Origin of the sequence: Mangrovibacter plantisponsor (assembly GCF_003182475.1) — a bacterium.
In the GTDB taxonomy this organism is placed as follows: Bacteria; Pseudomonadota; Gammaproteobacteria; order Enterobacterales; family Enterobacteriaceae; genus Mangrovibacter; species Mangrovibacter plantisponsor.
Genome location: NZ_QGTS01000011.1, coordinates 57432 through 77052, shown reverse-complemented (window position 1 = coordinate 77052; position 19621 = coordinate 57432). Strand labels below are relative to the sequence as shown.

Genomic DNA, 19621 nt, shown 5'->3' with positions numbered 1-19621 from the left:
GGGCAGGAAGCCATGTTATACAGCCGGGTAACAGGACGTTCATCCATTTGTTGTCTTCGGGAGTAGGAAATGAAGCCTTTTTTGCGCTGGTGTTTCGTTGCGACAGCCCTGACGCTGGCGGGATGCAGCAACTCTGCCTGGCGTAAGGATGAAGTGCTTGCTGTTCCTTTACAGCCAACACTACAGCAGGAAGTTATCCTGGCACGGATGGAACAAATTCTTGCCAGTCGGGCTTTAACCGAAGATGAACGCGCACAGCTTTTATATGAGCGCGGAGTGTTGTATGATAGTCTCGGTCTGAGAGCTTTAGCGCGGAATGATTTTTCTCAAGCGCTGGCAATCCGACCAGATATGCCTGAGGTTTTTAATTATCTCGGGATTTACTTAACGCAGGCGGGCAATTTTGATGCCGCTTATGAAGCGTTTGATTCTGTACTTGAGCTTGATCCAACTTACAACTATGCGTATTTAAACCGTGGTATCGCGCTGTATTACGGCGGTAGGTACCGGTTAGCGCAAGATGATCTGCTGGCGTTTTATCATGACGATCATGACGATCCTAACGATCCTTTCCGTAGCCTGTGGCTTTACCTTGACGAAAGCAAGTTAAACGAACAACAGGCAAAAGACGCGTTAAGACAACGCTTCAATAAATCGGACAGGGAGCAATGGGGATGGAATATTGTCGAATTCTACCTTGGTGATATCAGTGAAAGCACACTGATGGAAAGACTCAAGGCAGATGCAACGGATAACACCTCGCTCGCTGAGCATCTCAGTGAAACCAACTTCTATTTAGGTAAGCATTACCTAAGTCTGGGGGATAAGGACAGTGCTGCGGCATTGTTCAAATTAGCGCTTGCTAACAACGTTCATAACTTTGTCGAGCATCGCTATGCATTGTTGGAATTATCGCTCTTGGGCCAGGAGCAAGATGACCTGGCAGAATCGGACCAGCAATAGCTGACGAATTTTTTCAGCCCTTTTTATCGAGTCTTCACCTTCAGGGGTGAGGGCTGTTTTGTTCGTCAATTCAACAAATTTGAGCCGGTTCACACTTTTCAATGAAAATTGCAGATCGTTTTCACGATGAGTTATGTAGACTGGCCGCCATTGACACTGAGGCACTTGTACTACATGGCTGATATTGAAACCACCTTTTCCGAACTGGGCCTGAAAGCCCCAATCCTTGAAGCACTGAACGACCTGGGTTACGAAAAACCTTCTCCGATTCAGGCTGCATGCATCCCGCACTTACTGGAAGGGCGTGATGTTCTGGGGATGGCCCAAACCGGGAGTGGCAAAACCGCAGCGTTTTCGCTGCCGTTACTGAACAATATTGATCCTGAGTTGCGCGCACCGCAAATCCTGGTTCTGGCTCCAACCCGTGAGTTGGCCGTTCAGGTTGCAGAGGCATGCAATGACTTTTCTAAACATATGCGTGGTGTAAACGTTCTGGCCCTTTACGGCGGCCAGCGTTATGACGTGCAACTGCGCGCTTTGCGCCAGGGGCCGCAAATCGTTGTTGGTACACCAGGCCGTCTGCTGGACCACCTGAAACGTGGCACCCTTGATCTTTCCCAACTGAAAGGTCTGGTTCTGGATGAAGCAGATGAAATGCTGCGCATGGGTTTCATCGAAGACGTTGAAACTATCATGGCGGAAATTCCTGCAGGTCATCAGACCGCACTGTTTTCTGCAACTATGCCAGAAGCGATTCGCCGCATTACGCGTCGCTTTATGCAAGACCCGCAGGAAGTGCGGATCCAGACCAGCATTAATACGCGCCCTGATATCAGCCAGAGCTACTGGACTGTATATGGCATGCGTAAAAACGAAGCTCTGGTTCGTTTCCTTGAAGCTGAAGATTTTGATGCGGCGATTATTTTCGTGCGTACCAAAAATGCGACCCTTGAAGTGGCCGAAGCTCTGGAACGTAATGGTTACAACAGTGCTGCACTGAACGGTGATATGAACCAGGCTCTGCGTGAACAAACGCTGGAGCGCCTGAAAGATGGCCGCCTGGACATTCTGATTGCAACAGACGTTGCCGCACGTGGTCTGGACGTTGAGCGTATCAGCCTGGTTGTGAACTACGACATCCCGATGGATGCGGAGTCTTACGTTCACCGTATTGGCCGTACTGGCCGTGCTGGTCGTGCTGGCCGCGCTTTGCTGTTCGTTGATAACCGTGAACGTCGCCTGCTGCGTAACATTGAACGCACTATGAAGCTGACCATTCCGGAAGTGGAATTGCCGAATGCTGAGTTACTGGGCGAGCGCCGCCTGGCTAAATTCTCTGCAAGTGTTCAGCAGCAACTGGAAAGCAGCGATCTCGATCTGTACCGTGCACTGTTAAGCAAACTGCAGCCAGGTGAAGAAGCTGATATGGAAACGCTGGCCGCAGCATTGCTGAAAATGGCTCAGGGTGAGCGTCCGCTGATTCTGCCGCCGGATCCGGTAATTGAGCGCCGTCCGCGCCGTGAATTCCGTGACCGTGACGATCGTGGTGATCGCCGTGGCGAGCGCGGTGAACGTGGTGAGCGTAGTGATCGTCCTCGCCGTGAACGCCGTGATGCTGGTGAAATGGAACTCTACCGTATCGAAGTGGGCCGTGACGATGGCGTTGAAGTTCGTCATATCGTTGGTGCAATTGCAAACGAAGGCGATATCAGCAGCCGTTACATCGGTAACATTAAACTGTTTGGTTCACACTCCACCATTGAACTGCCAAAAGGCATGCCAGGCGAAGTGTTACAGCATTTCACCCGCACTCGTATTCTCAACAAACCGATGAATATGCAGTTACTGGGTGATGCACAGCCGCGCGGCGAACGCCGTGGTGGTGGCGGTGACCGTGGCCGTAACTTTGGCGGTGAACGCCGTGAAGGTGGCCGTGGTGAAGGCCGTCGCTTCGGTGGTGGTGAGCGCCGCGAAGGTGGTCGTCCGTTTAATGGTGAACGCCGTGATAACCGCGACAGCCGTGCCCCGCGCCGTGACGACTCAACAGGTCGCCGCCGCTTTAGCGAAGCATAATTCAGTATAACTACTGTTATTCAGGCCCTGCGTAAGCAGGGCTTTTTTTTGCTATTTTTCCCCTGATTACATGCTCACTTTAGTGAAATAATTAGCTGTAAACTCATGTTTACATTTTACACTTCACTACGCTTTTGCTATTTCAGGCAACGTTATTTCAGCGTGTACTCATGTACTGGTACAATGTTCCATATAATTACTGACCCAAAAATGGGTTAAATGGAGCTTGTATGGCAACACTCACAACATCATCTTCGGCCTCTGTATCTGTTTGGGGCGGCGTGATGCTAATTGCAGGTACCATCATTGGTGCCGGTATGTTTTCTCTGCCCGTTGTGATGTCTGGTGCCTGGTTTTTTTGGTCTCTGGCAGGGCTGGCTTTTACCTGGTTTTGCATGCTGCACTCCGGGTTGATGATCCTTGAGGCAAACCTCAATTATCGCCCGGGAGCGAGTTTTGATACTCTGACGCGGGACTTACTGGGCAAAAAGTGGAATTTGCTCAATGGCCTGTCCATTGCATTTGTCTTGTATATCCTTACCTATGCGTATATTTCTGCAAGTGGCTCTATTCTGCAGCATACTTTTTCTTCTTTCTCCCTGAATATTTCAGCCCGTTTTGCCGGGACAGGGTTTGCACTGTTGATTGCCTTTATTGTCTGGCTGAGCACAAAAGCGGTGAACCGGGTAACTGCCATTGTGCTGGGGGCAAAAGTGATTACGTTCTTTCTCACTTTTGGCACACTGCTGGGGCATGTCCAGCCAGCCATATTGCTTAACACCGCAGACAGCAACCCACATTATGCGCCGTATTTGTTGATGACCCTGCCATTTTGCCTGGCTTCATTTGGTTATCACGGCAATGTCCCGAGCCTTGTGAAGTACTATGGGAAAAATCCGGCGGCTATCGTGCGTTGCCTGGTGGGGGGCACCCTTATCGCGCTTGGCCTGTATACTGTGTGGTTACTGGGAACGATGGGGAATATCCCGCGTCATGACTTTATTGATATCGCTGCAAAAGGCGGCAACATTGATGCGCTGGTTCAGGCTTTGGGGAGTGTACTGAACAGTAAAAGCCTGGGGTTGCTGTTGGTGGCGTTTTCTAATTTTGCTGTGGCAAGTTCTTTTCTGGGCGTGACTCTGGGGTTGTTCGATTATCTGGCTGACCTGTTCGGCTTTGATGACACGGCGTCTGGCCGCCTGAAAACAGCCGGGCTAACTTTTCTGCCCCCGGTTGCCGGGGCTTTGTGCTGGCCAAATGGTTTTCTCTATGCAATTGGTTATGCCGGCCTGGCTGCAACTGTGTGGGCAGCAGTTGTTCCGGCTCTGTTGGCACGGAAATCACGCAAGCGTTTCCCGGATGCGCCGTTTCGGGTGTGGGGAGGAAAACCGCTCATTGTACTGGTTCTTTGCTTTGGCATCGTGAACGCGGTGGTTCACATTCTTTCCAGTTTTAATTTGTTGCCTGCTTACCAGTAAACCGCAAAACGCAGGGCTGCCCCCTGCGTAAGCCCGTTATTCCAGACTCGCTTTGACTTCCATTGCCAGTTCGAAGGAGTGCAGGCGGGCCTGGTTATCAAAGATTTGCCCATTAACCATAATTTCATCGGCCTGGGTTTCCCGTAGCAAACTTAACAGGCCATGGCGCACTTTAGCTTTATCGCCAACCAGAGACATACTCAGTGCCTGCTGAACACCATATTGCTCTGCCGGGCTCCAGAAATTAGCAATATTTTGGATTGGCTGGGGTAATTTGCCTGTTTCGCCGCGGCGTAACTTTACAAATGCCTGTTGCATTGAAGTAAACAAAAACTCAGCATCACGGTTGCTGTCAGCAGCAATAATATTAATGCACACCATAGCATAAGGTTTTTCAAGGCGCTTAGAAGGCACGAAGTTGCTGCGGTAAAGCTGCAGGGCCTGAAACAGCATATCGGGTGCAAAATGCGATGCAAAAGCAAAAGGTAGCCCGAGCTTTGCCGCCAGTTGAGCGCTATACAGGCTGGAGCCTAAAAGCCATACTGGGATGCGCAGCCCATAGCCCGGTACAGGGTGTACGGCAGAAGCGTTTTCACTGGCATCGAACCAGTTGATCAGTTCACTGACATCCTCCGGGAAGCTGTCCAGTTCGCTATTCATGTGGCGACGTAATGCTGCCATTGTACGGTGATCACTCCCCGGAGCACGGCCTAACCCCAGGTCTATACGCCCCGGAAAGAGCGTTTCCAGCGTACCAAATTGCTCCGCAATAACCAGGGGAGAATGGTTCGGCAGCATAATACCACCAGACCCCAAATGAAGAGTGGTGGTATTAGCCGCAAGGTAGCCAATAAGCACGGAGGTTGCTGCGCTGGCTATACCCGACATATTGTGGTGTTCTGCCAGCCAGTAGCGGTGGTAGCCGAGTTTCTCAGCAAGCTTTGCCAGCTCAAGAGAGTGGCTGAAAGCTGTGCCTGCTTCAGCACCTTCCGGTACAGGGGCAAGGTCAAGAACAGAAAACGGTACACTGGCGTAATCAGACATAAGCACTCGCTTTTATCGCATCGTTGAGAAAAATAACTACTGCCGGGCAGATGGCTTTAGCATCTGCCCGTTCATGTAATTTTAATACTGCATTAAAGATTGATGATGCGCGTTAACAATGCGAGCTGTTTCAGACTTCGAGGTTAAGGCCTGCGAGGCGTTTCCAGTAACCGTTACAATCGTGGTGGTTCTCCAGTGCCAGGGGTTTTTCACCCAGCTCATTGGCGCGGAAGTGTTTGAGCACATCCAGCGTTCCCAGCCCCATTGGCGACAACCGGACAATATCCACCAGACCTTGCATACCGGCTAATTCATTACCAAGGTTGTACACATAACCACTCATGGTCTGAATACCATTGAGCACGAAAACTTGCTGGTCTTCCTGTGAGCGCATATTGCGGCCAACCGGGTATTTGATACAGCAGGTCTCGCACTCATCCTTTGCCCGGTTTTCTGAACGCGCAGTAAAACAACGTGCAGAATATGCCAGCGGCAGGTGGCCATAACTGAGCACTTCCACTTCGAACTGATTACGAATACCCAGCGTATCGCACTGCTCAAGTAATTTAATCAGCCAGTCACGGGAAAGTTCGACTGGCATACACCAACGTACCATCCCCTGATTGAGTAAAATACGCAGAGTTACGGCGTTATAGCAGTTGAGCGCATGCCCGGCGACAAAAGGTAGTTTGTGTTCCGCTGCAAGGCTGACTGTACCGAAGTCATTGGCCTCAATCAGAAACTCACCGTTATCGACATAGCGCTTCAATTCGCCCAGCTCTGAAGGCGCCTGGACGAGAGCGAGTGTGGATAAAACCACTTGCTTCCCGCTACCAGCAAGCATTTTTGCCAGCGCCATCCAGTCACCTTGCTTTGTTGCCCGGCGCTTACTGCAAACGGCTTCGCCCAGGTAAATAATATCTGCTTCACTTTTCTGTGCGGCAGTATAAAACGTTTCCAGTATTTCTTTCGGCCAGTAATACAGCACAGGCCCTAATGAATATTTCATCTTTGCTCCTGTTACTGCCATTTCCGGTGATAGGCGCCCAGGGTTGTCTGGGTACCTTCGGCCATTGCGCCCAGCGCCTGCATCCATGCATCTTGTGGCACAAAGCTTTCTGGGTCTGCACTACAGCGGTCAATCGCCTGGCGCCATACTTTGGCAACCTGAGTAACATAAGCCGGGCTGCGCTGGCGGCCTTCGATTTTGACGGAAGCTATACCCATAGACATCAATTCAGGCAGGAGCGACAAAGTGTTCAGGCTGGTGGGTTCTTCCAGTGCGTGATACAAATCGCCATCGACCCGGTAGCGGCCTTTGCACAGGGTTGGGTAGCCAGCATTTTCGTTTTCCTGGTAGCGGTCTATCAGTACGTCGTTCAACCGGGATTCCAGCCCTTGCGGTGTTTGTTGCCAGCGCACAAAACGAGCTGGTGAGCAGGCACCAACAGTATTCGGTGATTCACCCGTCAGGTAGGAAGAGAGATAGCAACGCCCTTCAGCCATAATACACAGGCTGCCAAATGCGAATACCTCCAGTGGAACCGGGGTAACGCGGGCGAGTTGTTTTACCTGGTGAATAGACAACACCCGGGGCAGAACAACACGGCTGACGGCGAAGTTATTGTGATAAAAGCGAATAGCGGCTTCATTGGTGGCGGATGCCTGAACCGAAACATGGCGCTCAACACCTGGATAGCGGCGGGCAGCGTAATCCAGCATTGCCAGGTCAGCCAGAATTAGGGCGTCTGCACCCAGTTGTGCTGCCATATCTATCGCTTTTTCCCAGCGGGCATAACCATCAGGATGGGCAAAAGTATTGATAGCGATATGCAGTTTACGTTTATGGCGATGCACAAAGTCTACTGCTTCTTGTAACCGTTTTTCGGTAAAGTTTAACCCGGCAAAATGGCGGGCGTTGGTATCATCTTTCAGGCCAATATAGACCGCGTCGGCACCATTTTCGATGGCCGCCTTCAGAGCCGGTAAATTCCCGGCCGGACAAAGCAACTCCATAGCGTTTCCTGGATTGTCTGGTAACCATCAACGTTACCGGGCTGACCGTGACCGGACAGCAAGAATTGTTAATGAAGTGCGATTCTAGTTAACCTTTACACGATACATTTTGATTTAAGGCAGCTAAAGTCGTATTCATAGCTCCAGACACTGGTAATGAAACCTGTGTAATAGTTGATTTGAGCCGCTATATCGCCAGCCTGATGTGGCAGAATAGGCGGTAATATTGTGTTAAGGAGTGAAAGCCCGTGTTGGAAAAATTGCGTACAAATCTGGTGCGTCTTGGCCCTGCGTTGTTGCGCCAGCCGGTAAAACTGACGCCATTTGCGTTGAAACGTAAAGTTCTGGAACAAGTTCTTGGCTGGCAGTTTCGTCAGGCGCTGGAAGAAGGCGAACTGGACTTTCTGGAAGGCCGCTGGCTGAGTATCGAAGTGCGTGATATCGGGCTGCAGTGGTTTACTTCGTTGCAGGATAACCAACTGGTGGTGCGTGAGCAGGCAAATGCTGATGTGAGTTTTATTGCCGATGCCAACGATCTGTTAATGGTTGCAGCACGCAAGCAGGATCCTGATACACTCTTTTTCCAGCGCCGTCTGGTGATTGAAGGCGATACCGAACTTGGCTTGTATGTTAAAAATTTGATGGATGCAATAGAGCTGGACGCAATGCCTAAGCCGTTGCGGGTTCTGCTCCTTCAGCTCGCAGGCTTTGTCGAAGCTGGCCTTGAAAATGCGCCAGCAATCAAACAGACCTCAGTAGGTGAGACATGCTAATTCGTGTGGAAATCCCCATTGATGCCCCGGGCATTGATGCACTGCTTCGCCGGGCATTTGACGGCGATGCAGAAGCGCAACTGGTTCACTCCCTGCGTGAAGACGGATTGCTGACATTAGGCCTCGTCGCAACCGATGACGAAGGCCAGGTGGTTGGCTATATTGCGTTCAGCCCGGTGGATATCGCAGGGGAAGACCGGCAATGGGTCGGGCTGGCTCCGCTGGCAGTCGATGCGCAATTTCGTGGGCAGGGGCTGGGTAAGCAACTGGTCTATGAAGGGCTGGATTCGTTAAATGAATTTGGTTATGCCGCTGTTGTTGTGCTTGGCGAACCAGATTTTTACTCACATCTGGGCTTTAAAAAAGCCGCACAGTTCGACTTGTATTGCCGTTGGCCTGGAACAGAAAATGCTTTCTTGATTTACCCTCTGGCAGAAGAGGCTCTGGTGGGCATTTCTGGCCGGGTCGATTATCACGAACATTTTAATCGCTTTTAATCCGCTGATGTGTGCAGGCTCGCCAGAAGATTAACCAGTTTTGTATTGTCGGTAAGCAGGTGCTCTTTTTCGGCCCGGGTAAATTGTTTTACCCGGTATTCTGCTCGCAGTGCCAGTGACTTATCGCCTACTGGGTAACTGAATACCAGGGTTAACTCGCCCGCGCCACGCAACGCTTTTGCGCCTTTGCCACGCTGGTGCTGGCTAAAACGGCGTTCTACATCCGTGGTAATGCCCGTGTAGAGGCGGTTATTTTGCGTGTGAATAAGGTACAGGAACCAGACAGACATAATAACAAGTTGTAAGGGAGTTTCGGGCTACCTTACCACGAATTTGGGCGACCGGTGAGTGGCCGCCAGAATCACGTCGCAGGTTTAAACAAACAGGAGTCGCGATGGAATCTCTGAGTGTTATCAGCCGGTGGCTGAAGAAGCAACATGTCGTCACCTTTTGTGTCTCAAATGACAGCAGTATCTGGTGCGCTAATGCTTTTTTTTATTTTGATGAACAGCGTGTTGCGTTTTATCTGTTGAGTGACCCTGCCTCCCGGCATGGCAAGATTATCGGCCAAAGCAGCCCGGTGGCAGGTACTGTGAATGGCCAGACCAAAACAGTCGCACTGATTCGTGGCTTGCAGTATAGCGGAACTATTCGCCTGGTTGATGAAGCTGATTCAGGCCCATTTCGCGAGCCTTATTACCGGCGTTTCCCAATCGCCAGAGTCCATAAGGCTCCGATTTGGGAAATTCTGGTCGATGAACTCAAATTCACCGATAACACCCTGGGGTTTGGTAAGAAATTATTCTGGTTCCGTTACCCTGAGGCTGCACGGCAGGCAGGTCTTGACCAGTGAATGTATTACTTACCGGAGCCAGTGGTTTAGTTGGCAGCCATTTGCTTGAACTGCTGGTTGCCAGCCCGCAAGTTTCTCATATCGTTATTGCCGCGCGCCGTTCACTGCCCTCCCACCCGAAAGTGACCTGTATTGCTGCCCCTGAATTAGCAGACGCCCTGAATCAGGTCGCAACACCGGTCGACCTGGTTTTCTGTTGCCTTGGCACAACTCGCCATGATGCGGGCGGCACTCAGGCTTTTTACGCAGTGGATCATGATTTGGTCGTACTGACCGGGAAAACCGGGCTACGTCTTGGCGCTGAAAAAATGTTGGTGGTCAGCGCTATGGGAGCCAACCCTCGCTCACGTATCTTCTATAATCGAACAAAAGGTCTTGCAGAGCATGCTTTGATTGAGCAGGCCTGGCCTGAACTGGTCATAGCCCGTCCATCAATGTTGCTTGGTGACCGGCCCAAAAAACGTTGGACAGAAACGCTGAGCGCGCCGTTTTTTAAATGCCTGCCAGGCTCTTTGCGGGCTATCAAAGCAGCAGATGTCGCTCGGGCTCTGATGTTTAATGCATTATCCGCTAATAAATCAGCCGTTGTTGTCAGGGACTCCGCTCAACTCAGCCAGGACGCACAGCGTTACATAGTTTAAACAGATTGTTCCAGCCTGGTATCCTGGCATAGCAGGCCGCGGGACTTTTTAATCACTACATATTTTTTGAGGTTCTTATGGCAACGCAATCCGCGCCTGCTGAACGGGTGTCTGCATTTGCATGGTGGAAACCCGTCTTATTTTTCCTGGTAATGGCTGTAGGTCTTTGGTACGTAAAATGGCAACCTTATTATTTTAAAGCATTTACTGCGGCTGAAACCCACAGTATTGGGCATTCCATTATTGCTCAGGCCGAAACACATCCCTTCCAGTCTGCTATTGATTATTCGGTAGTGTATTTTCTGGCTGTCTGGAAAGCGGCTGTACTTGGTGTATTGCTGGGTTCATTGATTCAGGTTTTGCTTCCCCGTAACTGGTTACTGAAAACACTGGGTCAAACTCGTTTTGGCGGTACTCTGTTTGGGGCATTATTTGCATTACCCGGCATGATGTGTACCTGTTGTGCGGCACCTGTAGCTGCCGGCATGCGCCGTCAGTCAGTCTCTATGGGAGGCGCACTGGCATTCTGGATGGGCAACCCACTGCTCAACCCGGCTACGCTGGTCTTCATGGGATTTGTGCTGGGCTGGCAATTCGCGTTAATACGTGTTGTTGCCGGGTTGGTTACCGTGCTGGGTGTGGCGTGGCTGGTACAGCGCTGGGTGAAAGAGCCTGAACTGCTTAGTGCCCGTGCTAAATCAAATGCGTTGCTGGGTAACTTACCCAGCCAGCAAACTGGTGGTTTCTTACGCCGGTGGGCATCTGCGTTATGGTGGCTGTTCTGGAGCACCATTCCGGTGTATATCCTGGCGGTATTCGTTCTGGGAGCCGCTCGTGTCTGGCTGTTCCCTCATGCAGACGGCATTATTGAAAACAACCTGTTCTGGGTTGTGGCAATGGCAATTGCCGGGTGCCTGTTTGTGATTCCTACTGCGGCTGAAATTCCTGTTATTCAAACGCTGATGGCCGCAGGGATGGGAACAGGCCCTGCCATGGCGTTGTTGATAACGCTACCTGCAGTCAGCCTGCCATCACTGGTTATGCTGCATAAAACATTCCCGGCAAAAGCACTCTGGCTCACGGGGTTGATGGTTATTGTTTGCGGGAGTGTTCTGGGGGCGCTGGCGCTGATGTTCTGAGTTGTTCTGGCCAGTAACCGGTACTTTCAAAATAACAAAGCCCTGCGTATGTGCAGGGCTTTGTTGTCTGACTGTAGCCAGGCGTACAAAATACCAGAATGTGGTGGTGCTTATTATTTCAGGGGGGTAAACGCAGTGGTGACATGTTTAACACCACTGACCCGGCTGGCGATATCTGCAGCCGCTTTCGCTTCAGCATCTGTTACCAGGCCCATCAGGAAAACTTCACCATTTTCAGTAGTAACTTTCACATTAGACGATTTCACTGTATCGCTTGCCAGCAACTGAGAGCGAACTTTGGTGGTTATCCACGTGTCCATGGAAACGGTACCCAGGCTGATTGGCTGCATAATCCGGATTTCATTATAGACTTCCGTTACGCCATCCACGCCCATAGCAATTTTCTTCGCTTCTTCAGACAGCGCTTGTGTCGGAGCCTGGCCTGTCAGCAGCAATTTTCCCTGATATGCCATAACATTGACCCGGGCTTCTTTTTTCAGCTGTTCATCTTTGCTCAGGGCATTACTGGCACGTAATTCCAGTGTGCCATCATCCACTTGTGTGCCTACAGTTCGTGGATCGGTAGCGGTTTTTGTTGCGACGGCTGCACTTCCCACGACTACGGCGCCAACACAGCCTTGTAACAGTAGTGCGGAAATAAGGACTGCCAGCGGCGTTAATGCCTTCATGAGTACTCCTTAGTCGTCCTGGTGAGGAAATAATGTGTTATCGATCAGATCACATAAGCAATTCACCGTCAGCATATGCATTTCCTGAATACGTGCACTGCGATGAGAAGGTATACGAATTTCGACATCTTGCGGGCCCAACAGACCAGCAAGTTCGCCACCGTCATAACCGGTCAATGCCACAATTGACATATCACGGGTGACAGCCGCTTCCACTGCTTTAACGATGTCTCTGCTGTTGCCACGAGTCGAAATCGCCAATAAAACATCGCCATGATGGCCTAAAGCGCGCACCTGCTTGGCATAAATCTCATCATGCGAACGATCATTGCCTATGGCGGTTAAGACCACATTATCAGCATTTAGTGCAATAGCAGGTAAACTGGGGCGCTCCGTTTCAAAGCGGTTTATCATACTGGCGGCAAAATGCTGCGCATTCGCCGCAGATGTGCCATTGCCGCAGCACAGCACTTTATTGCCGTTCAGTAAACACTGCACAATGGTGAGTGCGGCACGTGAAATTGCATCTGGCAGCGCTTCTGCGGCCGCAATCTGTGTTTGAATACTTTCGGTAAAACAGGCTTTAATTCTGTCCAGCACAATAGATCCTGATGCAATGGCTTTAATTGTCGCAGGCGGAGAATGCATTTGGTATCCATTCCGCCCGGTCATTCGTGAAGGCTAACACATCAAAACGGCAATCCACAGTATCAAAACTCTGGTTTTGTTGCGCCAGCCATAAGTTGGCAGTTTGTAACAGTTTACGCCTTTTTTGGCGAGTGATACTGGCTTGCGCACCACCATATAGTGCTGACTGGCGATAACGCACTTCAATAAAAACCAGGCACCCGCCCTGTTTCATAATAAGGTCTATCTCACCTCTGCCAAAACGCACATTGGCTGCAATAAAATGTAACCCTTGTTGCTCCAGCCAACGGCGCGCCCTCTGTTCCCAGAGCGCGCCTGTTTGTTGAGTGGCGCTTAATTGACAGGAACCACGTTTCCTTGTTGGTACATAAGCCATGGCAATTTCCGTTTGATAACACAGTCACTGTTGGCAGTCAGGTCGCCGGTATTTCCCATGACCTGGTAACCAGGCACCTGGCGAATCTGCGAGAAATGGCTGGCCAGCGTCCATGCATCGACACCCATAGCGTAAAGGCGGGCAAGTGAGTAATCATTATTCACACTGCCGAGTGCCTGCTGCATCAGGGTATTGTTACCACCGGACAGCATCGGAATGTCACTAAATTGCAGGCCGTTCATTTCCAGACGGAAGTCTGGGCCAGTACCACCCTGGGCACTGCGTGAACTGGCGTACAGCACTGCACCGCCACTACGGCTGCCTGAGCGCATAGTTATCATCGGCTTGATTAGAGCCAGTTCGGGTTGCGTTGCCACAATGTACACCGCATCGACTTTACCCGACGTTCCGGCTGTGATGTCAGCATCTGACGGTGGAGCCGGAATGGTTAACCCACCAATGGTGACACTCTGTTGCTGTGGCAGGCTCGCCTGAACGGGGCGGCCAGTCAGCGCAATACCTGAATTGCGGTTAATACTCATCTTCAGTTCATTGACTGAACCGAATTGCTGCTCCAGTACGACACCACCACCCAGTTCTTGCCATGCGGTAGCAAAAGCTTTACTGATGCGTGAGCCAAAACTATTACGTGGAATCAGTACTAGCGGGTTACGTTGCCCGGATTGCCAAATATGGCGCGCAGCATCTGCAGCTTCGTTTTCTGGCGACAGCGCGAAGTAACACACATTGGCCTGATTCTGCACATCTTCCGGCTGGTTAAGCGCCAGCATATTTAAGGTTGTATTACTTTTTACCGCTGCCTTAACATTTTCTTTCAGTAATGGACCGATAACGATGCTGGCACCGTCTTTTTGCACCTGAGCCATAATCTGATCAATGGGTTGTGTGCTGGTGTCATACACTTTTAATTCAGCCGATGGATTAGCCGCAGTGCTGTTGATGGCCTGGGTATCAGCGGATGGTGTTGTGCTGGCGGCAACGGGGGTGTCTGGTGTTGCCACGCCATCAGTTGCTGTGGCTCCGGATGGTGCGGCAGTGGCTGTTTCACCCGTCAGGTTATCAACGGATGCAGCAGACGGGCTGACAACATCCCCGTTAGCGCTATTCTCTGTTGTGCCAGTGCCAGTGCCAGTGCCAGTGCCAGTGCCAGTGCCAGTGCCAGTGCCAGTGCCAGTCGCCGGGGAGCCCTGAGCATTATCTGCCCCAGTGTTGCTGGCAGGCTCCGGCACAGATTGCGGGGCAATTTGTGTAACGGGTGTGGTACCCGCATTTTTGGCAGCTTCGAAACCTTGCTCAATCGTACGCCCAAAAATGGCCGCCTGGCCGCTCAATGGCAACAGCAGGGCAATTTTTTGAACCGATGTGGGCTGGAATGACTGAACATTTGCCAGTTGGGTTGGTAGCATTTTTGCTGCCGGGTTGTCTGGGTAACGTGTCTGCCAGTCTTTGATTGCAGCCTGTAGCATGGTGGCATCATTACGGTTATCGAACCACGTATGCTGCAAGTCGAGCCAGCCGCGTAAGGTCTGCTCACCGGTATTGATAACCAGGGCATTGGCCTGGTCCTGGGTCATTGAAGACAGCGCCTGCCAGGTCGCATCAATATTTTGCTGTTTTGCCGCACCCTGCAGGCCGGGTTCCTGAGCGACCAGTGCCCGGAGTAACTCAATTGATGGTGTGCCCTGGTTAAGCGCAATTTGCGCCTGCCAGTAACGTTGTGCCTGAGCCGGGGTCAGCGTTTCCGGGTTGATGCTTGCCAGCAGTGTTTTTGCGCTGGCCGGGTCTTGCTGCACCAGTTTCATTTCAACGGCCAGTAAAGCCTGTTCATCACGTTGCTGTGCAGTAACCTGTTGTGGTAGTGCCTGGAAGAGTTGCACTGCCTGGCTGGTTTTTCCTTCCTGGAGTAGTGAACGAATGGCAAGTAATTGCCAGTTGGTCTTGGTATCATTCGTACTCTGCTGCATTTGCTGCAAGTAGAAGGCGGAGTCGGCCTTTACCTGGCCTTGCATGTAAGGTGCACTTTGGTCTGGTTCATGCGAGACGCATCCGGCGAACAAAATCGCGGCCAGAACCACTGGCAGGCTGCGTGAAGCTTTAGAACGAAAACGGTTTGACGGTACCATACTGTATCCAGTGTTTTTTTGCTTAATGCTCAATATTAAATCGGCAATACGGATGAAACAATGAAACAAGACGAATCAGTGCTGAATTCTGATGGTCAGCTTTATATAGTTCCTACACCTATCGGAAATTTGGGTGATATTACTCAACGCGCGCTTTCCGTATTGCAGTCTGTTGATCTTATCGCTGCAGAGGATACCCGTCATACCGGGCTACTTTTACAGCATTTTGCCATAAATGCGCGTTTATTCGCACTTCATGACCATAACGAACAACAAAAAGCAGAAACATTGCTGGCTAAGCTGCAAGAAGGGCAGAACATCGCTCTGGTTTCTGATGCAGGGACACCACTGATTAACGACCCGGGTTACCATCTGGTGCGCACCTGCCGTGAGGCGGGAATTCGTGTGGTGCCATTACCTGGACCATGTGCTGCCATTGCCGCTTTAAGCGCAGCAGGTTTGCCTTCTGACCGGTTTTGTTACGAGGGCTTTTTGCCTGCCAAACCAAAAGGTCGGCGGGATGCACTGACCGCATTGTTGCAAGAGCCTCGCACGCTGATTTTCTATGAATCCACTCACCGTTTGCTGGACAGCCTTGCTGATATGAATGCCGTGCTGGGGTCTGAACGCTATGTGGTGCTGGCTCGTGAGCTCACCAAAACCTGGGAATCTGTATATGGTGCCCCGATAGGTGAACTACTGGCCTGGGTTCAGGAAGATGATAACCGGCGTAAAGGGGAAATGGTGCTGATTGTGGAAGGCTATAAAGCACAAGAAGAAGCACTGCCGCCGGATGCATTGCGCACTCTGGCCTTATTACAGGCAGAATTACCACTGAAAAAAGCTGCCGCGCTGGCGGCAGAAATTCATGGTGTTAAGAAAAATGCGCTGTATAAATATGCGCTGGATGCACAGGATAACGGTTGACGTTATCCTGGCAAAGCAGGCATGAACATGGCAAATGTGGCGTGTTCATGCCTTGCTGGTGGATCAGGTTACTGGTGCGGGGTTAAATACAGCCAGTTGGTTGTGCAGTCCCCACTGGTCTGAGAAGGTTTTTTTCCGTCCACTGGCTACATCGAGAATAAAGTGGAACAACTTCCAGCCCACATCTTCAATTGTCTCATCACCAGTAGCAATGGTACCGGCATTAATGTCCATTAAGTCAAACCAGCGGTTAGCCAGCTCGGTACGGGTTGCCATTTTAATTACCGGTACAGCCATCAGGCCATAAGGTGTCCCACGGCCAGTAGTGAATACCTGAACGGTTATGCCTGATGAAACCTGTTGCGTGCCACAAACGAAGTCGCTGGCGGGGGTTGCGGCATAAATCAGCCCACGTTTAGTCGGGCGCTGGCCTGGTGACAGCACTTCCACAATTGCACTTTTCCCTGACTTGGCAATGGATCCCAATGCTTTCTCTACAACGTTTGCCAGCCCGCCTTTTTTATTCCCTGGAGATGGGTTGGCGCTGCGGTCCGTTTTACCCATGTCCAGATAGTTGTCATACCACGCCATCTCTTCAAGCAGGCGCTTACCCACATCTTCATTAACAGCGCGCGGGGTGAGCAAATGAATGGCATCACGCACTTCGGTCACTTCAGAAAACATCACGGTTGCGCCACAACGTACCAGCAAGTCAGATGCAAAGCCCACCGCCGGGTTTGCTGTTACGCCAGAGAAAGCGTCACTCCCGCCACACTGTGTGCCCACCACCAGCTCAGATGCCGGGCAGGTTTCACGTTTACGTTGGTTGAGCTTGTCCAGATGACGGGCAGCAACACGTAAGATATCTTCCACCATTGACTGGAAGCCAACGTGCTGTTCATCCTGCAGGCGAACAATACTGGCGTCATCAACATTTATTGGCTGGACATCTTCAGTACCCTGCAACAGGCGCTCAGGTTGCAGTTTTTCACAACCCAACCCAATCACCATCACCTCTCCACCAAAATTGGGGTTAAGCGCAATGTTATGGATAGTGCGAATCGGAACCACTGCTGCAGGCGCATTAATAGCCACACCGCAACCATACAGGTGATTTAGCCCAACCACGCCATCAACATTAGGGTAGTTGGGGAGTAAGTCTCGCTCAATCAGTTTGACTACATAATCCACAACCCCGGCGACGCAGTGCACGCTGGTGGTGATACCCAACAGGTTTTTGGTGCCGACACTACCATCTGCGTTGCGGTAACCTTCGAAGGTATACCCTTCCAGCGGTGGTAAAGCCTCCGGAACGCGGGTAGCCAGCGGGAGTGTGTTCAATGGGGGCGCTTTCGGTAACTCAACCATGGATTCATCAATCCAGGCTCCGGCCGGGACATCACGCACCGCATAGCCGATAACTTCGCCGTAACGAATTATTTCCCCTTTTTGTGGAATATCAATTAAGGCAACTTTGTGCCCCTGGGGAATATGCTCAATTAATGTCAGGCCATCAGGAAAACGTGTGCCGGCTTTTAAACCATTGTCGTTAACAATAATAGCGACATTATCTGTTTCATGAACTTTTATATAAAACGCCTGAGGCGAATGCTGTTTAACTTCTATCGTTGCCATTTCCAGTATTCTCCAGGTACGCTGTCTGGTGATATTTGAAAAAAGAAAAAGTCTAATAAATATATTGTGGAGTTAGCATGTCAGGTTCACCTGGAATAAAATGTGATCTACATCACTTAATATGCTGAAGCCAGAGCTGGCAAGGATGGAAACAGTAAAAATTGTGCATTATCGCCCATGATGTTGTGCATTTGCTCATGAGATAATTTAAATTAACACTTTCAATTGTGCGTTTGCATGGTGCGTGCTATTTATACTGTGCTTATACTGAAGAAAATTAAAAAACACCTGCTGGTTATTTTGTTAGTGCATTTAGATAGTGTTCATCAATATATTTTAAATCTACTTATTCGTACCCGACTTAGAGGCTGGAAAAATGATTTTGGATGAAACAGTGGAAGCTAAACGGGGAATGCATACCCGATATCTTATTTTGTTAGTGATATTTATTGTCACTGCAATAAATTATGCAGACCGGGCCACTCTCTCCATCGCCGGTGCTGAAGTGGGTAAAGAACTACAACTTAGTTCAATCTCGTTGGGATATATTTTTTCTGCTTTCGGGTGGGCCTATTTGTTAATGCAAATTCCCGGAGGCTGGTTACTGGATAAATTTGGTTCACGTAAAGTTTATACCTACAGTTTGTTTTTCTGGTCATTATTTACCTTCCTGCAAGGGTTTGTTGGCATGTTTCCTCTTGCATGGGCCGGGGTTACTATGTTCGCAATGCGCTTTATGCTGGGCTTTTCCGAAGCGCCTTCATTTCCCGCAAATGCGCGTATTGTTGCCGCATGGTTCCCGACCAAAGAGCGTGGCACAGCTTCAGCCTTATTTAATGCTGCGCAATATTTCTCATTAGCGATTTTTTCTCCATTACTGGGCTGGCTAACCTTTACCTGGGGCTGGGAACATGTATTCACCGTGATGGGGGTTCTTGGTTTTATCCTGACCTGGGTCTGGACTCGTACTATCCATAACCCAACAGATCACCCGCGTATGTCTAAAGCAGAACTGGACTTCATCCGTAAAGGTGGGGCAGTTGTTGATATGGACCAACGTAAGAATAATGGCGTTACTGGTCCAAAACTTAACTACATCAAACAGTTGCTAACAAACCGGATGATGCTGGGTGTGTTCTTCGGGCAGTATTTTATCAACACCATCACCTGGTTCTTCCTGACCTGGTTCCCTATTTACCTGGTTCAGGCACGTGGCATGTCCATTTTGAAAGTTGGCCTGGTTGCTTCTATCCCGGCACTGTGTGGCTTCGCCGGTGGGGTATTGGGTGGCGTGTTCTCAGATTACCTGATTCGCCGTGGTGTCTCTCTTACTTTTGCCCGTAAATTACCAATAGTGCTGGGCATGTTACTGGCTTCAACCATCATTCTGTGCAACTACGTTGATAACACAGCACTGGTTGTAACACTGATGGCGCTGGCGTTCTTTGGTAAAGGTTTTGGCGCACTGGGTTGGCCAGTAATTTCCGATACCGCACCGAAAGAGATCGTTGGGTTGTGCGGTGGGGTGTTTAATGTCTTCGGTAACGTAGCATCAATTGTGACTCCACTGGTGATTGGTTATCTGGTCAGTGAGCTTCACTCTTTTAATGCTGCTCTGATCTTTGTCGGCTGTTCAGCACTGATGGCGATGGTTTGCTACCTGCTGGTTGTTGGCGATATCAAACGTATGGAACTTCAAAAATAAGCAACGATGAAGGCAAGACA

General features: G+C 50.4%; 20 protein-coding genes. 11 read left to right on the top strand and 9 right to left on the bottom strand.

Annotated elements, in window-relative coordinates:
• The first annotated feature begins 69 nt into the window (after window positions 1-69).
• The 4 genes from nlpI to mtr all read left to right on the top strand — a co-directional run bounded on the left by nlpI (window position 70) and on the right by mtr (window position 4514).
• Window positions 70-963 (top strand): lipoprotein NlpI, encoded by an 894-nt coding sequence (nlpI, locus tag DES37_RS17800; protein ID WP_110027124.1) that lies wholly within the window; start codon window positions 70-72, stop codon window positions 961-963.
• A gap of 101 nt (window positions 964-1064) precedes the next feature.
• On the top strand, window positions 1065-1145 hold the full coding sequence (yrbN, locus tag DES37_RS17795; protein ID WP_110027122.1) for a protein YrbN: 81 nt from the start codon (window positions 1065-1067) through the stop codon (window positions 1143-1145).
• The gene (locus tag DES37_RS17790) at window positions 1138-3036 is read left to right on the top strand and encodes a DEAD/DEAH family ATP-dependent RNA helicase (RefSeq protein ID WP_146211535.1); all 1899 of its coding nucleotides are present in this window, start codon (window positions 1138-1140) and stop codon (window positions 3034-3036) included. Before yrbN ends, DES37_RS17790 begins: the two co-directional genes overlap by 8 nt.
• A 230-nt stretch (window positions 3037-3266) precedes the next feature.
• Window positions 3267-4514: a tryptophan permease gene (gene mtr / locus DES37_RS17785; protein ID WP_110027118.1), complete on the top strand. Its 1248-nt coding sequence runs from the start codon at window positions 3267-3269 to the stop codon at window positions 4512-4514.
• Window positions 4515-4550: 36 nt separating this feature from the next.
• On the opposite strand, the gene DES37_RS17780 is transcribed toward mtr, so the two are convergent.
• The 3 genes from DES37_RS17780 to ubiU all read right to left on the bottom strand — a co-directional run bounded on the left by DES37_RS17780 (window position 4551) and on the right by ubiU (window position 7574).
• Window positions 4551-5558 (bottom strand): luciferase-like monooxygenase, encoded by a 1008-nt coding sequence (locus DES37_RS17780; RefSeq protein WP_110027116.1) that lies wholly within the window; start codon window positions 5556-5558, stop codon window positions 4551-4553.
• A 130-nt stretch (window positions 5559-5688) separates the two neighbouring features.
• Window positions 5689-6567, bottom strand: coding sequence for a U32 family peptidase (locus tag DES37_RS17775; protein ID WP_110027115.1), 879 nt, complete (start codon window positions 6565-6567; stop codon window positions 5689-5691).
• Between the two features lie 11 nt (window positions 6568-6578).
• Window positions 6579-7574 (bottom strand): ubiquinone anaerobic biosynthesis protein UbiU, encoded by a 996-nt coding sequence (gene ubiU, locus DES37_RS17770; RefSeq protein ID WP_036104827.1) that lies wholly within the window; start codon window positions 7572-7574, stop codon window positions 6579-6581.
• A 248-nt stretch (window positions 7575-7822) separates the two neighbouring features.
• On the opposite strand from ubiU, the gene ubiT reads away from it, so the two are divergent.
• Window positions 7823-8347, top strand: a complete 525-nt coding sequence (gene ubiT / locus DES37_RS17765; protein ID WP_036104826.1) for a ubiquinone anaerobic biosynthesis accessory factor UbiT — start codon at window positions 7823-7825, stop codon at window positions 8345-8347.
• The gene (locus DES37_RS17760; RefSeq protein ID WP_110027113.1) at window positions 8341-8844 is read left to right on the top strand and encodes a GNAT family N-acetyltransferase; all 504 of its coding nucleotides are present in this window, start codon (window positions 8341-8343) and stop codon (window positions 8842-8844) included. The genes ubiT and DES37_RS17760 overlap by 7 nt, the downstream gene beginning before the upstream one ends.
• On the opposite strand, the gene DES37_RS17755 is transcribed toward DES37_RS17760, so the two are convergent.
• Window positions 8841-9134, bottom strand: a complete 294-nt coding sequence (locus DES37_RS17755; RefSeq protein WP_036104824.1) for a GIY-YIG nuclease family protein — start codon at window positions 9132-9134, stop codon at window positions 8841-8843. The genes DES37_RS17760 and DES37_RS17755 overlap by 4 nt on opposite strands.
• 104 nt (window positions 9135-9238) lie before the next feature.
• Between DES37_RS17755 and DES37_RS17750 the strand changes: the two genes are divergently transcribed.
• From DES37_RS17750 to DES37_RS17740, 3 genes are all read left to right on the top strand, one after another.
• Window positions 9239-9697, top strand: coding sequence for a YhbP family protein (locus DES37_RS17750; protein ID WP_036104823.1), 459 nt, complete (start codon window positions 9239-9241; stop codon window positions 9695-9697).
• Window positions 9694-10338 carry an NAD(P)H-binding protein gene (locus tag DES37_RS17745; RefSeq protein WP_110027112.1) on the top strand — a complete coding sequence of 215 codons (645 nt, stop codon included), beginning with the start codon at window positions 9694-9696 and terminating at the stop codon, window positions 10336-10338. Before DES37_RS17750 ends, DES37_RS17745 begins: the two co-directional genes overlap by 4 nt.
• 77 nt (window positions 10339-10415) lie before the next feature.
• Window positions 10416-11477 carry a permease gene (locus DES37_RS17740; RefSeq protein WP_110027110.1) on the top strand — a complete coding sequence of 354 codons (1062 nt, stop codon included), beginning with the start codon at window positions 10416-10418 and terminating at the stop codon, window positions 11475-11477.
• 113 nt (window positions 11478-11590) lie between these two features.
• Here DES37_RS17740 and dolP read toward each other — a convergent pair whose 3' ends face one another.
• Genes dolP through DES37_RS17720 form a run of 4 tightly spaced genes read right to left on the bottom strand, consistent with a single transcriptional unit; the run spans window position 11591 to window position 15334 of the window.
• Window positions 11591-12166, bottom strand: coding sequence for a division/outer membrane stress-associated lipid-binding lipoprotein (gene dolP / locus DES37_RS17735; RefSeq protein ID WP_036104816.1), 576 nt, complete (start codon window positions 12164-12166; stop codon window positions 11591-11593).
• Between the two features lie 9 nt (window positions 12167-12175).
• Entirely contained in the window at window positions 12176-12766 is a 591-nt protein-coding gene (diaA, locus tag DES37_RS17730; protein WP_036105135.1) for a DnaA initiator-associating protein DiaA, read from the bottom strand.
• A gap of 22 nt (window positions 12767-12788) precedes the next feature.
• Window positions 12789-13190, bottom strand: a complete 402-nt coding sequence (locus DES37_RS17725) for a YraN family protein (RefSeq protein ID WP_110027108.1) — start codon at window positions 13188-13190, stop codon at window positions 12789-12791.
• The gene (locus DES37_RS17720; RefSeq protein ID WP_110027106.1) at window positions 13148-15334 is read right to left on the bottom strand and encodes a penicillin-binding protein activator; all 2187 of its coding nucleotides are present in this window, start codon (window positions 15332-15334) and stop codon (window positions 13148-13150) included. Before DES37_RS17720 ends, DES37_RS17725 begins: the two co-directional genes overlap by 43 nt.
• A 60-nt stretch (window positions 15335-15394) precedes the next feature.
• Between DES37_RS17720 and rsmI the strand changes: the two genes are divergently transcribed.
• Entirely contained in the window at window positions 15395-16261 is an 867-nt protein-coding gene (gene rsmI, locus DES37_RS17715) for a 16S rRNA (cytidine(1402)-2'-O)-methyltransferase (protein ID WP_110027105.1), read from the top strand.
• A 63-nt stretch (window positions 16262-16324) separates the two neighbouring features.
• Here rsmI and garD read toward each other — a convergent pair whose 3' ends face one another.
• Window positions 16325-17896, bottom strand: coding sequence for a galactarate dehydratase (gene garD, locus DES37_RS17710; protein WP_036104805.1), 1572 nt, complete (start codon window positions 17894-17896; stop codon window positions 16325-16327).
• A gap of 376 nt (window positions 17897-18272) precedes the next feature.
• On the opposite strand from garD, the gene DES37_RS17705 reads away from it, so the two are divergent.
• On the top strand, window positions 18273-19601 hold the full coding sequence (locus DES37_RS17705) for an MFS transporter (protein ID WP_110027104.1): 1329 nt from the start codon (window positions 18273-18275) through the stop codon (window positions 19599-19601).
• The last annotated feature ends 20 nt before the right edge of the window (window positions 19602-19621 follow it).

Bases quoted from the DNA above. Each gene is read 5' to 3' on its own strand.
- nlpI (WP_110027124.1), top strand. From the start codon at position 70: ATGAAGCCTTTTTTGCGCTGGTGTTTCGTTGCGACAGCCCTGACGCTG.
- yrbN (WP_110027122.1), top strand. From the start codon at position 1,065: ATGAAAATTGCAGATCGTTTTCACGATGAGTTATGTAGACTGGCCGCC.
- DES37_RS17790 (WP_146211535.1), top strand. From the start codon at position 1,138: ATGGCTGATATTGAAACCACCTTTTCCGAACTGGGCCTGAAAGCCCCA.
- mtr (WP_110027118.1), top strand. From the start codon at position 3,267: ATGGCAACACTCACAACATCATCTTCGGCCTCTGTATCTGTTTGGGGC.
- DES37_RS17780 (WP_110027116.1), bottom strand. From the start codon at position 5,558: ATGTCTGATTACGCCAGTGTACCGTTTTCTGTTCTTGACCTTGCCCCT.
- DES37_RS17775 (WP_110027115.1), bottom strand. From the start codon at position 6,567: ATGAAATATTCATTAGGGCCTGTGCTGTATTACTGGCCGAAAGAAATA.
- ubiU (WP_036104827.1), bottom strand. From the start codon at position 7,574: ATGGAGTTGCTTTGTCCGGCCGGGAATTTACCGGCTCTGAAGGCGGCC.
- DES37_RS17760 (WP_110027113.1), top strand. From the start codon at position 8,341: ATGCTAATTCGTGTGGAAATCCCCATTGATGCCCCGGGCATTGATGCA.
- DES37_RS17755 (WP_036104824.1), bottom strand. From the start codon at position 9,134: ATGTCTGTCTGGTTCCTGTACCTTATTCACACGCAAAATAACCGCCTC.
- DES37_RS17750 (WP_036104823.1), top strand. From the start codon at position 9,239: ATGGAATCTCTGAGTGTTATCAGCCGGTGGCTGAAGAAGCAACATGTC.
- DES37_RS17740 (WP_110027110.1), top strand. From the start codon at position 10,416: ATGGCAACGCAATCCGCGCCTGCTGAACGGGTGTCTGCATTTGCATGG.
- dolP (WP_036104816.1), bottom strand. From the start codon at position 12,166: ATGAAGGCATTAACGCCGCTGGCAGTCCTTATTTCCGCACTACTGTTA.
- DES37_RS17725 (WP_110027108.1), bottom strand. From the start codon at position 13,190: ATGGCTTATGTACCAACAAGGAAACGTGGTTCCTGTCAATTAAGCGCC.
- DES37_RS17720 (WP_110027106.1), bottom strand. From the start codon at position 15,334: ATGGTACCGTCAAACCGTTTTCGTTCTAAAGCTTCACGCAGCCTGCCA.
- rsmI (WP_110027105.1), top strand. From the start codon at position 15,395: ATGAAACAAGACGAATCAGTGCTGAATTCTGATGGTCAGCTTTATATA.
- garD (WP_036104805.1), bottom strand. From the start codon at position 17,896: ATGGCAACGATAGAAGTTAAACAGCATTCGCCTCAGGCGTTTTATATA.
- DES37_RS17705 (WP_110027104.1), top strand. From the start codon at position 18,273: ATGATTTTGGATGAAACAGTGGAAGCTAAACGGGGAATGCATACCCGA.